Annotated in this window: 13 protein-coding genes; 7 read left to right on the top strand and 6 right to left on the bottom strand. The window is 65.6% G+C overall.

All coding sequences use genetic code 11. The annotated features are described in order from the left end of the window. Positions 1-197: 197 nt before the first annotated feature. Complete coding sequence (locus tag MUU56_RS15895) at positions 198-1,682, top strand: nucleobase:cation symporter-2 family protein (RefSeq protein ID WP_244768271.1); 1,485 nt, start codon at positions 198-200, stop codon at positions 1,680-1,682. Positions 1,683-1,942: 260 nt separating this feature from the next. Continuing rightward, a complete protein-coding gene (locus tag MUU56_RS15890) occupies positions 1,943-2,974 on the top strand; it encodes a sensor histidine kinase (protein WP_244768270.1) in 1,032 nt (343 codons plus the stop codon). 62 nt (positions 2,975-3,036) lie between these two features. Here MUU56_RS15890 and MUU56_RS32675 read toward each other — a convergent pair whose 3' ends face one another. The 3 genes from MUU56_RS32675 to MUU56_RS15880 all read right to left on the bottom strand — a co-directional run bounded on the left by MUU56_RS32675 (position 3,037) and on the right by MUU56_RS15880 (position 5,249). Further along, positions 3,037-3,171: a hypothetical protein gene (locus MUU56_RS32675; protein WP_263194446.1), complete on the bottom strand. Its 135-nt coding sequence runs from the start codon at positions 3,169-3,171 to the stop codon at positions 3,037-3,039. A 122-nt stretch (positions 3,172-3,293) separates the two neighbouring features. Beyond that, positions 3,294-4,442, bottom strand: coding sequence for a galactonate dehydratase (dgoD, locus tag MUU56_RS15885; protein WP_244768269.1), 1,149 nt, complete (start codon positions 4,440-4,442; stop codon positions 3,294-3,296). 60 nt (positions 4,443-4,502) lie between these two features. Next, positions 4,503-5,249 carry a FadR/GntR family transcriptional regulator gene (locus MUU56_RS15880; protein ID WP_244768268.1) on the bottom strand — a complete coding sequence of 249 codons (747 nt, stop codon included), beginning with the start codon at positions 5,247-5,249 and terminating at the stop codon, positions 4,503-4,505. Positions 5,250-5,414: 165 nt separating this feature from the next. Here MUU56_RS15880 and MUU56_RS15875 point away from each other — a divergent pair, with 165 nt between their 5' ends. Beyond that, positions 5,415-6,944, top strand: coding sequence for a UxaA family hydrolase (locus tag MUU56_RS15875; RefSeq protein ID WP_244768267.1), 1,530 nt, complete (start codon positions 5,415-5,417; stop codon positions 6,942-6,944). A gap of 3 nt (positions 6,945-6,947) precedes the next feature. On the opposite strand, the gene MUU56_RS15870 is transcribed toward MUU56_RS15875, so the two are convergent. Further along, entirely contained in the window at positions 6,948-7,298 is a 351-nt protein-coding gene (locus MUU56_RS15870; RefSeq protein WP_244768266.1) for a VOC family protein, read from the bottom strand. A 10-nt stretch (positions 7,299-7,308) separates the two neighbouring features. Next, positions 7,309-8,346 carry a GntR family transcriptional regulator gene (locus tag MUU56_RS15865; RefSeq protein WP_244768265.1) on the bottom strand — a complete coding sequence of 346 codons (1,038 nt, stop codon included), beginning with the start codon at positions 8,344-8,346 and terminating at the stop codon, positions 7,309-7,311. Positions 8,347-8,549: 203 nt separating this feature from the next. Here MUU56_RS15865 and ilvD point away from each other — a divergent pair, with 203 nt between their 5' ends. Further along, the gene (gene ilvD, locus MUU56_RS15860) at positions 8,550-10,385 is read left to right on the top strand and encodes a dihydroxy-acid dehydratase (RefSeq protein ID WP_244768264.1); all 1,836 of its coding nucleotides are present in this window, start codon (positions 8,550-8,552) and stop codon (positions 10,383-10,385) included. Between the two features lie 43 nt (positions 10,386-10,428). Here the strand turns inward: ilvD and MUU56_RS15855 are convergent, their stop codons facing one another. Further along, positions 10,429-10,833, bottom strand: a complete 405-nt coding sequence (locus MUU56_RS15855; RefSeq protein WP_244768263.1) for a GFA family protein — start codon at positions 10,831-10,833, stop codon at positions 10,429-10,431. An 86-nt stretch (positions 10,834-10,919) separates the two neighbouring features. Between MUU56_RS15855 and MUU56_RS15850 the strand changes: the two genes are divergently transcribed. From MUU56_RS15850 to MUU56_RS15840, 3 genes are all read left to right on the top strand, one after another. Then, positions 10,920-11,381, top strand: a complete 462-nt coding sequence (locus MUU56_RS15850) for a MarR family winged helix-turn-helix transcriptional regulator (RefSeq protein WP_244768262.1) — start codon at positions 10,920-10,922, stop codon at positions 11,379-11,381. Between the two features lie 81 nt (positions 11,382-11,462). Then, positions 11,463-12,197 carry a DUF899 domain-containing protein gene (locus MUU56_RS15845; RefSeq protein WP_244768261.1) on the top strand — a complete coding sequence of 245 codons (735 nt, stop codon included), beginning with the start codon at positions 11,463-11,465 and terminating at the stop codon, positions 12,195-12,197. 44 nt (positions 12,198-12,241) lie between these two features. Continuing rightward, positions 12,242-13,015 (top strand): VOC family protein, encoded by a 774-nt coding sequence (locus tag MUU56_RS15840; RefSeq protein ID WP_244768260.1) that lies wholly within the window; start codon positions 12,242-12,244, stop codon positions 13,013-13,015. Positions 13,016-13,105: the final 90 nt, after the last annotated feature.

The raw sequence follows: 13,105 nt of genomic DNA, 5'->3' as shown, positions 1-13,105 counted from the left end.
GCCAAACCGATGAAATTCCAGCTGAATCCGACAAGCCCCAGGCACGCGGCGGACCAGCTTCCTCGCAGGATTACCCCAGAAAACCGTAAAGTGTTTATCGCCGGGCTATGCTTGCGACCGTCTGTCGCTCTACCAAAGATGGCGCACCCCGTTGGAGGACGGGAATTCGGAAGGTCGATGGGATGGGAGGAGTATCCATGAGCGACGCATCCAGCATACACCCGGTGGACGAGAAACTGCCTGCGGGCAGGCTCGCGACGCTGGGCATCCAACACGTACTCGTCATGTATGGCGGCGCCGTCGCCGTGCCGCTCATCGTCGGACGCGCGCTGCAGCTCAGCCCGCAGGATGTCGCGTTCCTGATTTCCGCCGACCTCTTCGTCTGCGGCCTCGTCACCATCATCCAGTCGCTCGGCTTCGGCCGGCATGTCGGCATCCGCCTGCCCGTCATGATGGGCGTCACCTTCGCCTCCGTCGGGCCGATGGTCTCCATGGCCACCATGACGCCGGGAACGGAGGGCGCGCGCATGATCTTCGGCGCCATCATCGGCGCCGGCTTCATCGCTCTCCTGATCGCGCCCCTGATGGGCCGGTTGCTGCGCTTCTTTCCGCCCGTGGTGACGGGCACCATCATCCTCGTCATCGGCGTGTCGCTGATGCGCGTCGGCATCAACTGGACCTTCGGCAATCCCTTCGGCCCGACCGCGCCCAAGCTGATCGACCCGGCCCATGCCGAGTGGCTCGCCCAGATGAAGACGCTGGCGGAAAGCGGCGGCCCGGCGGTTCCGAGCGGCTTTGCCATCGCGCCGACCGTTTCCAACCCGATCTATGCCGAGCCGAGCCATATCGCGCTGTCGGCGCTGGTGCTCGTCTCGATCCTCGCCATCGCCCGCTTCGGCCGCGGCCTCATCAGCAACATCGCCGTCCTCAGCGGCGTCGTCATCGGCTGCGTCGCCGCGTCGATCCTCGGCATGATGCATTTCGACCGCGTGGCCGATGCCGGCTGGTTCGCCGTCGTCACGCCGCTGCGCTTCGGCATGCCGATCTTCGATCCCGTGCTGATCGCCACCATGACGCTCGTCATGATCGTCGTCATGATCGAATCGACCGGCATGTTCCTGGCGCTCGGGGAAATCACCGGCCGGCCGGTCTCCCAGCAGAACCTGACGGCGGGCCTGCGCGTCGACGGCATCGGCACGATGATCGGCGGCCTGTTCAACACCTTCCCCTATACGAGCTTCTCGCAGAATGTCGGCCTCGTCGGTGTCACCGGCGTGAAGAGCCGCTATGTCTGCGTCGCGGGGGGCATCATCATGATCGTCCTCGGACTGATCCCGAAGATGGGCGCCCTCGTCGAGGCCGTGCCGACCTTCATCCTCGGTGGCGCCGGCCTCGTGATGTTCGGCATGGTGGCCGCGACGGGTGTGCGCATCCTCACGACGGTGGACTTCAAGTCGTCGCGCAACAACCTCTTCGTGGTTGCCGTCTCCATCGGCTTCGGCCTGATCCCGCTGCTCGCCCCGAACTACCTGATGTGGATGCCGCATGCGATCCATCCCATCATCGAATCGGGCATCGTGCTCGCCTCCATCGTCGCCGTCCTGCTGAACGCCTTCTTCAACGGCGTGCGCTTCGAGCAGTCCGATGCCGTCGAGGCCGCCCGCATGGCCGACAGCCACTAAAAGCACGTCGTGCAAAAGTGTGCAGCGGCTTTGCGCCAACGACATGCGGAAAATCAACGACCTAAAGCGCGAGGCACGAATCTGAAAGATCGCGGTGCGCTTTAGAAGCCATGCATCGAAGGAAAACCCGGCTTGCCATGTGCAAGCCGGGTTTTTTCGTGAACAACATCACAAGGACATTTTCCCGGGGCCGCTTACGGGGCATAGCAAGGAGGGGAGCGAATGCGCGTTCCCGAAAGGCAGCGGTTTCGGGAGCAGGCATGGCCGGCATCATCCATGGGCGCGAAGCGCTCGTCCTGGCCGTCACACTCTGGACGGCGCTCTTCATCAACGATTTCCTGCTGCTCTCGGGCGGTGCCCTGGTCCTTGCGCCCGGCTGGCTGAGCAGCGTCCTGCTGGCGCTGCTGCTGGCGCAGATCCTTCAGCGGCTGCACGGCCTGCCGCGGGAAAGGGCGCTCGGGCTCGGCGTTCTGGCCGTTCTGATGGTTGCCGCCGGCCAGGCGGCCTTCGACGTCACGGCCATCGTGGCCCTCGGGCCGCACCTGCTGCCCGGCGGCCTCGGCGTGCCCGGCTTTGCGATCGCCGCGACGTTCGACGAAGCCATCCTGCAGTTTCGCATGAGCCTGCTGTGGAACGTCGCGACCTTCGGCTTCTATGCCGCCGCGCTCTCGCTGCTCAATGCCGAGCGGCGCAAGCTGGATGCGGAGATGCGGGCGCTGCGCTACGAGCTCAATCCGCATTTCCTCTTCAACACGCTGAATTCCGTCGCGGGCCTCATCGAGGAGGGATCGGCGGGGCGGGCGGACCGCATGGTCCTGTCCCTGTCGCGCTTCCTGCAGACGACGCTCTCGCTCGACCCGCTGCATGACGTGCCGCTGGCCGAGGAGATCGCCCTTCAGCGCGACTATCTCGAGATCGAACGCGAGCGCTTCGCCGATCGCATGCGGTTCGACATCCGCCTGCCCGATGAACTCGCCACCGCACTGGTTCCCAATCTCATCCTGCAGCCGTTGATCGAGAACGCCGTCAAGCACGGCGTCGCGGCATCGCGTAAACCGGTAACCATTGTGCTGGAAGCGCGCCGGGAGGGGGATCGCATGGTCCTCACCGTCGAAAACGACCTGCCGGAAGGCGGCGGCATATCCCGCAAGCCGCCGGGCATGGGCGTCGGCCTGCGCAACATCACCGACCGGCTGCAGGCGCGTTTTGCCAATCGATGGCGTCTCTCCTCAGGCCCGACGGCCGAAGGGCGTTACCGCGCCGCGATCGAGTTTCCGCTTCGGCAGGCCTGAAGCGGTTCGGTCTACATGAGAAAGGCGCAGTTCCCGCACCGGGCCGGAACTGCGCACGCGTGTCAGTTCAGCGGAATCTGCAGGCCGCTCGAGGCCGGCGGGCGGGCGTAGGTCGTGTTGTTCGCCGCAGTCGTGCTGCATCCTGCCAGCGACAGGACCGCGAGCGCGGCGACGACGAAACCGGTGATGAGGCGCATGAATCTCTCCTTTGCGGTGTGCCCGTATGACATAGGCATGACGAGGGCCTGCGTCCACCACGGCCAGGAAAGGAAAAAGCCTGGCGGATGGCCCAGCTCTCCGGATCGACGATGCGGCGGGCTCACCACTCTGCCACGCTGCCGTCTTCATGACGCCAGACGGGGTTGCGCCAGCGGTGGCCCTCCTTCGCCCGCTCGATGACGTATTGCTCGTCCACCTCCACCCCGAGGCCCGGCCCCTGCGGGATCGACACGAAGCCGTCGGCATAGTGGAACACCGCCTTGTTGGAGATGTAGTCGAGGATGTCGTTGCCCGTGTTGTAGTGGATGCCGAGGCTCTGCTCCTGGATGAAGGCATTGTGCGACACCGCATCCACCTGCAGGCAGGCCGCAAGCGCGATCGGGCCCAGCGGGCAATGCGGCGCCAGCGCCACGTCATAGGCCTCCGCCATCGCCGCGATCTTGCGGCATTCCGTGATGCCGCCGGCATGGGAAAGGTCCGGCTGGAGAATGTCGACATAACCGTCCGACAGCACCGACTTGAAGTCCCAGCGCGAATAGAGCCGCTCGCCGAGCGCGATCGGCGTCGCGCAATGGTTGGCGATCTCCTTCAGCGCCTCGCGGTTCTCCGACAGCACCGGCTCCTCGATGAACATCAGGTTGTAGGGCTGCAATTCCTTCGCCAGGACCTTGGCCATCGGCCGGTGCACGCGGCCGTGGAAGTCGACGCCGATGCCGACATGCGGGCCGATCGCCTCGCGGATGACGGCGACGGTCTCCACCGCCTTCTCCACCTTGTCCCAGCTGTCGACGATCTGCATCTCCTCGCAGCCGTTGAGCTTGATCGCCTTGAAGCCGCGGGAAACGACTTCGCGGGCATTGTTGGCGACGTCCGAGGGCCGGTCGCCGCCGATCCAGGAATAGACCTTGATCCTGTCGCGCACCTGGCCGCCGAGCAGGGCATGGACGGGCTGGCCATAGGCCTTGCCCTTGATGTCCCAGAGCGCCTGGTCGATGCCGGCGAGCGCCGACATGTGCACGGCGCCGCCGCGATAGAAGCCGGCGCGGTACATAACCTGCCAATGATCCTCGATCAAAAGCGGATCCTTGCCGACGAGATAGTCCGCAAGCTCGTGCACGGCCGCCTCCACCGTCAGCGCACGGCCCTCCACCACCGGCTCGCCCCAGCCGACGATGCCCTCGTCCGTCTCAACCTTCAGAAACAGCCAGCGCGGCGGAACAATATAGGTCGTGAGCTTCGTGATCTTCATGGAGTCTCCATCCCTCGTCAGTTCGTCTTCAAGCCACGGATCTTGCACCCGCGTCGTTCGTCATGGCGCGCCGGTGCGACCCATCAGGCCGGAAAGATCGCGCGCGGCGAGATCGAGGATGCGGCGCGAGCAGGCTTCCGCCCGCCCGCCATCCCGCAGGCGCAGCGCATCGACCAGATCCCGGTGCACGCCGAGCGCTTCATCACGCTTGTCCACCGCCTGGTTGGAGGCGTGCAGGGCATAGGAAAGGGCTGCATGGATGATCGAGGAAAGCTGATGGAAGACCTGGTTGTGGCTGGCCTTCAGCAAGGTCTCGTGGAAGCGCGTGTCGGCGGCGGTGAAGGCCTCGAGGTCTCCCTCGGCATCGCCCATGTCGTCGCAGGCGCGTTCGAGATCGGCGATCTCCTGCGCCGTCGCGCGCGCGGCGGCAAGGAAGGCCGCGGCGGGCTCGACGGTGCGGCGCGCTTCGAGGATGGAGCCGAGAAGGTCGGCCGACAGCACGTCCGGCCCCATCCATTCGAGGATCTGCGCATCGAGCACGTTCCATTCCGAACGGTCGCAGACGAGCGTGCCGACCCGCGGCCGGCCGCGCACGAGCCCCTTGGTCTCCAGCACCTTCAGCGATTCGCGGATGACCGTGCGGCTGACGCCGTAGGCAGCGCACAGATCGCTTTCGCGCGGCAGCACCGCACCGGGCGCAAAACGCCCGCTGCAGATGTCGCCGCCGATCGCCGCAGTCACATTGTGACGCACCCGCGGCCGGCGCGACAACGGCCGATGCGCCTGCCTTGTTGCCTTGTCCGCCACGCTTCCTCCCTTGCCTCGCACAAATGATCATACAATTACTGATAAATCATACGACAAATTGATGGCGAGGGCCATGGGCCACCCTCCCCGAGGCACAGGCCAATTCACAATATTGACTTTTGCCGACAAAGTGCATAATGCGCCGGTCCCAACGAAGGAGCCGCCATGCTCGCCGATCTCCCCCCCGTGCTCGTCCTCAACGCGAAAGACAATGTCGGGGTCGTTCCCGCCAATGTCGATGCCGGTCGCCTGCTGGTGAACGGCATCGCCGCCGAAGAGCGCATTCCGCGCGGGCACAAGGTGGCGATCGCGCCCATCGCGGAAAACGAGCCGGTGCGGAAATACGGCCAGATCATCGGCTATGCGACGCGGGCGATCCGCCCCGGCGAGCATGTCCACCTGCAGAACCTCGCCATTCTCGACGTGGCGCTGAAACACGAATTCTGCGTCGACAACGCCCCGCCGGAGATGGTGCCGGAGGCCGAGCGCCGCACCTTCGAGGGCTACGACCGCGGCAACGGCCGCATCGGCACCCGCAACTATATCGGCATTCTCTCCACCGTGAACTGTTCCGCCACGGTCTCGCGCTATGTCGCGGAGCATTATGCCCGCAGGTTCCGCGAGACCGGCCACGAGAATATCGACGGCGTGGCGGCGCTGACCTATGGCGGCGGCTGCGCGCTGAACCTGAAATCCGAGGGCGGGCGCATCCTCACCCGCACCTTCAAGGGCTATGCCCGCAACCCGAATTTCGGCGGCATCCTGATGATCGGCCTCGGCTGCGAGACCTTTCAGTACGGCCCGCTCGTCGAGGAGGCCGGGCTGGAGGAAGGAAAGACCTTCCGCACCATGATGATCCAGAACCACGGCGGCACGCGCAAGACCATCGAGGCGGCCTGCGCGATGATCGACGACATGCTGCCGGATGTCGGCCGCATCCGCCGCACGCCGCAACCGCTGTCGGGCATCAAGCTGGCGCTGGAATGCGGCGGCTCGGACGGCTATTCCGGCATTTCCGCCAACCCCGCCCTCGGCATCGCCTCGGACCTTCTGGTGAAGGAAGGCGCAACGACGGTGCTGTCCGAAACGCCGGAAATCTACGGCGCCGAACATCTCCTCACCCGCCGCGCCGCCCGGCCGGAGGTCGCGGAAAAGCTGCTCGCCCGCATCGACTGGTGGCGGGACTATACCGCGAGGAACGATGCCGAACTCAACAACAACCCCTCGCACGGCAACAAGGCCGGGGGGCTCACGACGATCCTGGAAAAATCGCTCGGCGCGGTCGCCAAGGGCGGCTCCATGCCGCTCAACGCCGTTTATGAATATGCCGAAGAGGTGACGGAGCCTGGCTTCGTCTTCATGGACACGCCCGGCTACGACCCGACCGCCGTGACCGGCCAGATCGCCGGCGGCTGCAACCTTGTCGCCTTCACCACCGGCCGCGGCTCGGTCTCCGGCTACAAGCCGGCGCCCTGCATCAAGATCGCCACCAACACGCCGATGTACGAGCACATCAAGGAGGACATGGACATCAACTGCGGCACGATCGTCGACGGCACCGAGACGATCGAGGAGGCCGGCCGGCGCATCTTCGACTTCGTCATCGAAACCGCCTCCGGCCGGAAGACGGCGAGCGAGGCCTTCGACTACGGCGACAACGAGTTCGTGCCCTGGCAGGTCGGCGCCATCACCTGAGCGTCAGACATGCATGAGGATATTGACGAGCGTCCCCGCGGGATCGCGCACGAAGAAGCGCCGCACGCCCCAGGGCTCGTCCACCGGTCCGTATTCGACACGATAGCCGCCCCTCACGACGGCGGCGTGGACTGCCTCCACATCATCCACCTCGATCGACAGGCCAGGCACCGGTGTTCCCCCGCCGCCTTCCGAGGCGAAACTCACCTGCAAGGGCATGGTGCCATCCGTGCCGTAGGTGGCGATCCAGCCGTGATCCATCAGCAGCTCCAGCCCGAGCACCTCGCGATAAAAACGGGCAACGGCCGCCAGATCGGCCGTCTCGATATTCGCGACGATGCGCCTGACCTTCATCGTTTCCTCCTCAGCGGGCGACGGGCGTCGCATAGGCGGGCATGTCCGGCCGGTGCGCTACGCGCAGCTCCGCGACGCGGTCGATCACCTTGGGCAGCGAAACCGTGATGTGATGACGAAGGGTTTCGGCCGCGCGCGCCCGGTCGTCCACGTCGAGCGCGCGGAACACCGCCAGGTGCTCGGCAATGAAGGGCTCGTCGGCGGGCATGCGGTGCGAAACGCCGATAATGTGCTTGCTGACATTCAGCATGAAGCGGGCGCGGCGCAGCGCGATCAGCAGTTCGCGGTTCGGGCAGTAGCCGAGGCAGGTGATGTGCAGGTCGGTTTCAAGGCCGTCCATAGCCTCGACGGAGAGATCCGGATAGGCGGCCAGCGCCTCTTCCAGCCGTAGCGTCATGGCATGGCGCTCGGCCGGCGGGATGAAGGGCGCGGCCTGGCTCAGCGCCAGCGGCTCCAGCGCGACGCGGATATCGTGCAGGTCGCGCATGCGCTGTTCGTCGAGCGGCACCAGCGTCCAGCGCATGCGCTCGTCCTTTTCCACGATGCCGAGCGCTTCCAGGCGCGTCAGCGCATCGCGCGCCACCTGCCGGCCGACGCCGCGCGCACGCGCCAGTTCCACCTCGTTGATCCGGTGGCGGCCGAAGACGGAGAGATGCACCATCTCCCGCTCCAGGCTCTCGTAGATCGCCTCCCAGGCCGGCGCCTTGCGCAGGGCCGGCGCCTCCTCGTCGAGGCCGAGCATCTCGGCAGTCAGCACCACCCGCTTCGGCCCGCCGCGCCCCTGCCCCACCAGGAAACCGCGCCCGTCGAAACGCCGGATCTGCCCCGCCGCCTCGAGCAGCGCGAAAGCCTGGCGGACCGGCGTGCGGGTGGAGGAGAAGAGGGTTGCGACCGGCCCCTCCAGGAGCAGGGCGCCTTTCGGCAGCCGTCCGGAGGCGATCGCCTCCGCCAGCACCTCGCGGATGCGCAGATAGAGCGGGCTCTTGTCGAGCCCCCCTTCGGCGCTTTCCGCGCCCGTTTCCGCCAAAGCCTGGCCTGTGACGATCATGGCGCGGACCATCGCATGAATGCACCGTGCCGACAACGGTCATGTCCGCCGCAGACCGCGGCAAGGAAATTGCGTCGCACCGGCAAAAAATCTCCATTCCTTTCGTGACGCGCGGGGTGTTTTGCGCTAGGGAACCCTGCTGAGGCTCGCAATGCGGCCCGAAAAAGCCCATATGTCAGCCGCGTCCACTCGAGGAATTGACCATGCCCGCATATCGCTCCCGAACCACCACCCACGGCCGAAACATGGCCGGTGCCCGCGGCCTCTGGCGCGCGACCGGCATGAAGGACACGGACTTCGGCAAGCCGATCATCGCGGTGGTGAACTCCTTCACCCAGTTCGTGCCCGGCCATGTGCACCTGAAGGACCTCGGCCAGCTCGTCGCCCGCGAGATCGAGAAGGCCGGCGGCGTCGCCAAGGAATTCAACACGATCGCCGTCGACGACGGCATCGCCATGGGCCATGACGGCATGCTCTATTCGTTGCCGAGCCGCGAGATCATCGCCGACTCGGTCGAGTACATGGTCAATGCGCACTGCGCCGACGCCATGGTCTGCATCTCGAACTGCGACAAGATCACGCCCGGCATGCTGAACGCCGCCATGCGCCTCAACATCCCCGCCGTCTTCGTTTCCGGTGGCCCGATGGAAGCCGGCAAGGTCGTCCTCCACGGCAAGACCCATGCGCTCGACCTCGTCGACGCCATGGTCGCCGCCGCCGACGACAAGATCTCCGACGAGGACGTCAAGGTCATCGAGCGCTCCGCCTGCCCGACCTGCGGCTCCTGCTCCGGCATGTTCACCGCCAATTCGATGAACTGTCTGACCGAAGCCCTCGGCCTGTCGCTGCCGGGCAACGGCTCCACGCTCGCGACCCATGCCGACCGCAGGCGCCTCTTCTTCGAGGCCGGCCACCTGATCGTCGATCTCGCCCGCCGCTACTACGAGCAGGAAGACGACAGCATCCTGCCGCGCTCGGTCGCCAACAAGAAGGCCTTCGAGAACGCCATGTCGCTCGACATCGCCATGGGCGGCTCGACCAACACGGTGCTGCATATCCTTGCGGCCGCCTATGAGGGCGGCATCGATTTCGATCTCGACGACATCGACGAACTGTCGCGCCGGGTGCCCTGCCTCTCCAAGGTCGCGCCGGCCAAGGCCGACGTGCACATGGAGGACGTGCACCGCGCCGGCGGCATCATGCGCATCCTCGGCGAGCTCGACCGCGGCGGCCTCATCCACCGCGACACGCCGACCGTGCATGCCGAAACGCTGGGCGACGCGATCGACCGCTGGGACATCACCCGCACCAGCAGCGAGACCGTGCGCACCTTCTTCCGCGCCGCGCCCGGCGGCATCCCGACCCAGGTCGCCTTCAGCCAGGAAGCGCGCTGGGACGAGCTGGACACCGACGGCGAGAAGGGCGTCATCCGCTCCGTCGAGCATCCGTTCTCGAAGGATGGCGGCCTTGCCGTGCTCTCCGGCAACATCGCGCTCGACGGCTGCATCGTGAAGACGGCCGGCGTCGATGAATCGATCCTGAAGTTCTCCGGCCCCGCCGTCGTCTTCGAAAGCCAGGATGCGGCGGTGAAGGGCATTCTCGGCGGCGAGGTGAAGGCCGGCGACGTCGTCGTCATCCGCTACGAAGGCCCGAAAGGCGGCCCAGGCATGCAGGAAATGCTCTATCCGACGAGCTACCTGAAGTCGAAGGGCCTCGGCAAGGCCTGCGCGCTGATCACCGACGGGCGCTTTTCCGGCGGCACGTCCGGCCTTTCCATCGGCCATGCCTCGCCCGAAGCGGCGCAGGGCGGCGCGATCGGCCTCGTGCGTCAGGGCGACCTCATCGAGATCGACATCCCCAACCGCACGATCAACCTTGCCGTTCCGGAAGCGGAGCTCGCAGCGCGCCGCGCCGAGCAGGACAAGCTCGGCTGGAAGCCGGCCGCCCCACGCAGGCGCAACGTCACAACGGCGCTGAAGGCCTATGCCGCCTTCGCCGCCAGTGCCGACAAGGGCGCCGTGCGTATCCTGCCGGAGTAAGAAGTTCGCCGGGCGCTGTAGGTATCCGGCGCCCGGCCGATTCTCAAAGGTGGCGCGTCTCGGCCGGCGTGTTCCACCAGGCATTGTTCCGCCCGTCAAAATACTGGACCGGCAGTTCCGCCAGTTCGCCCTGCTCGATGTCGTCCAGGCAGGCGACGTTTATCGAGACATAGGCCCCGCCGATCGCCTCGATATAGCCGTGTCCGAAGGACGAGACGCCGCAGGTCCTGCAGAAGCGGTGGTGCCCGCTCATCGTGCCGAACTGGTAGTCGCCAAGATCCGCCTCGTCGCATTGCAGGCGGAAGGCGTCCGGCTTGATCTGCGCGCCCCAATAGCGCTTCTTCGAGCAGATCGAGCAATTGCAGCGCCCCGTGCCGGCGGAGAGATCGATATCGGCCTCGTAGCGGATCTTTCCGCAGTGGCAGCTTCCCTTGTAGGTCCTCAACATGATGCTCTCCTCACTTGCGCCAATGGCGCCTAAATGACAATATGCTGTCAAAGTCGCTTTTCGCAGAATGACAGCATGTTGTCAATATGAGCTCCGACCGCACCCCCGCCGGCAATGCCTTCGCCGCCTTCGCCATCTCGGTCCTGCGCCTTGCCGGGCATTTGCAAACCGCTGGCGATGCGCTGGCCAAACCGGCCGGCCAGACGAGCGCCCGCTGGCAGGTGCTTGCCGCCGCCGACCATGCGCCGATGTCCGTCGCCGATGCCGGACGGGCGCTTGGCATGACACGGCAGGGCGTGCAGCGCGTCGCCGATCTCCTCGAAAGGGACGGTCTGATCGTCTATGCCGAAAACCCTGCCCACCAGCGCGCCAAGCTGATGGTTCTGACGGATGGCGGCAAGGCGGTGCTTGCCGCCATCCGGGCACGCCAGGCGGTGTGGGCGGATGCACTCGGCGAGGCGCTCGGCGAAAAGGGGCTGCTCCAAGCAACCGAAACCGTCATCGCCGCGTTACAGGCCGTCGAGAAACAGTCCATCCCGGAGCGGTGAAGGCGGCGCGCGCTTTGACATGGGCAAGAAATGTTGATACCAACTCATTTGTCGAAAGCCCGCGAAAGAGGAGTTCCGAGCATGAGACCGAACCACGAGGTCGTATCCCGAAAGGAATGGCTGACTGCCCGCAAAGCGCTGCTGGCGCTTGAAAAGGAGGAGACGAAGCTGCGCGACAAGCTGCGCGCCGAACGCCTCGCGCTGCCCTGGGTCAAAGTCGACAAGACCTATACCTTCGACACGCCCGATGGCGAGAAGACGTTGGCCGACCTGTTCGATGGCCGCAGCCAGCTCATCGTCTACCACTTCATGTATGGTCCCGACTGGGATGCCGGATGCCCCGGCTGCTCCTTCATGGCGGACCATGTCGATGGCATGCTGCCGCATCTCAACAACCACGACGTCACGATGATCGCCGTCTCCCGCGCTCCACTGGAGAAGCTTGAGGCCTACAGGAAGCGCATGGGCTGGAAATTCCCCTGGGTATCCGCCTATGGCAGCGATTTCAATTTCGACTATCATGTCTCCTTCACGAAGGAGGAGCTGGCGAGCGGCAAGGTCATCTACAATTACCGCGAGACGGACGCGGCCGATGCACATGACGAGCTTCCCGGCCTCAGCGCCTTCTTCAAGGACGGGGACGGCACCGTCTACCACACCTATTCCGACTATGCCCGCGGCGGCGAGGAGGCGCTCGGCACGCTCATGATCCTCGACCGTGCACCGAAGGGCCGCAACGAGACCGGCACGCTCAGCTTCGTCAAGCGCAAGGATGAATATGCAGGGGCGCAGAAGACATCATCCTGCTGCGACTGAACCCGCCGACCGAGAGAAGGCCAACCGAAAGAAGGGACCACCGCATGCACAAGGACTATGGCATGTTCTGCTGGTACGAGCTGATGACGCCGGATGTTCCGGCCGCCGAACGGTTCTACGCGTCGGTCGTCGGCTGGTCGATGCGCGATTCCGGCATGAAGGGCATGGACTACATCCTCGCCTATGCCGGCGAAAGCCAGGTGGCCGGCCTGATGACGCTGCCGGCGGAAGCGGAAGGCATGCCGCCGATGTGGATGGGCTACATCTTCACAGACCGGATCGAGGAGACGCTGCGGGACATCGAGGCCAATGGCGGAAAAATCTGTCGCCAGCCGCAGGACATTCCCGGCATCGGCCGCTTCGCCGTCGCGAGCGACCCGCACGGCGCCGTCTTCTCGCTCTTCTCCACCGAGGATGAAGGCCCCGACCGGCCCGCGATGATGACACCCGGCCACATCGGCTGGAACGAGCTGATGGCCGGCGATCTCGACAGCGCGTGGGACTTTTATGCCAGGACCTTCGGCTGGACGAAGGATACGGCCGTCGACATGTCCGACGCCGGCCTGGGCACCTACCAGACATTCGCCGTGCGCGGCGGCGACGCAATCGGCGGCATGATGACCAATCCTCCCGGCTCGCCCATGCCCTTCTGGGGCTATTACTTCGTCGTCGAAGGCCTCGATGCTGCCGGAAAGCGCGTGACGGACGGCGGCGGCCAGATCGTCATGGGCCCGATGGAGGTGCCCGGCGGCGCCTGGATCCTCAATTGCGTCGACCCTCAGGGCGCCTTTTTCTCGCTGGTCGCCATGGCGCGTTGATCGACGCAAGGCCGGGGTGCGCAGGTCCGCGCGCACCCCGCGCCATTCCCGCTTGCAATCTCTCTTCGCATTGCACAAACTCCCGTCGAT

The sequence above is a fragment of the Shinella yambaruensis genome, from assembly GCF_022899355.1.
In the GTDB taxonomy this organism is placed as follows: domain Bacteria; phylum Pseudomonadota; class Alphaproteobacteria; order Rhizobiales; family Rhizobiaceae; genus Shinella; species Shinella yambaruensis.
Note: the sequence above shows the minus strand (reverse complement) of the source record. Positions and strands in the feature narration are given on the sequence as shown.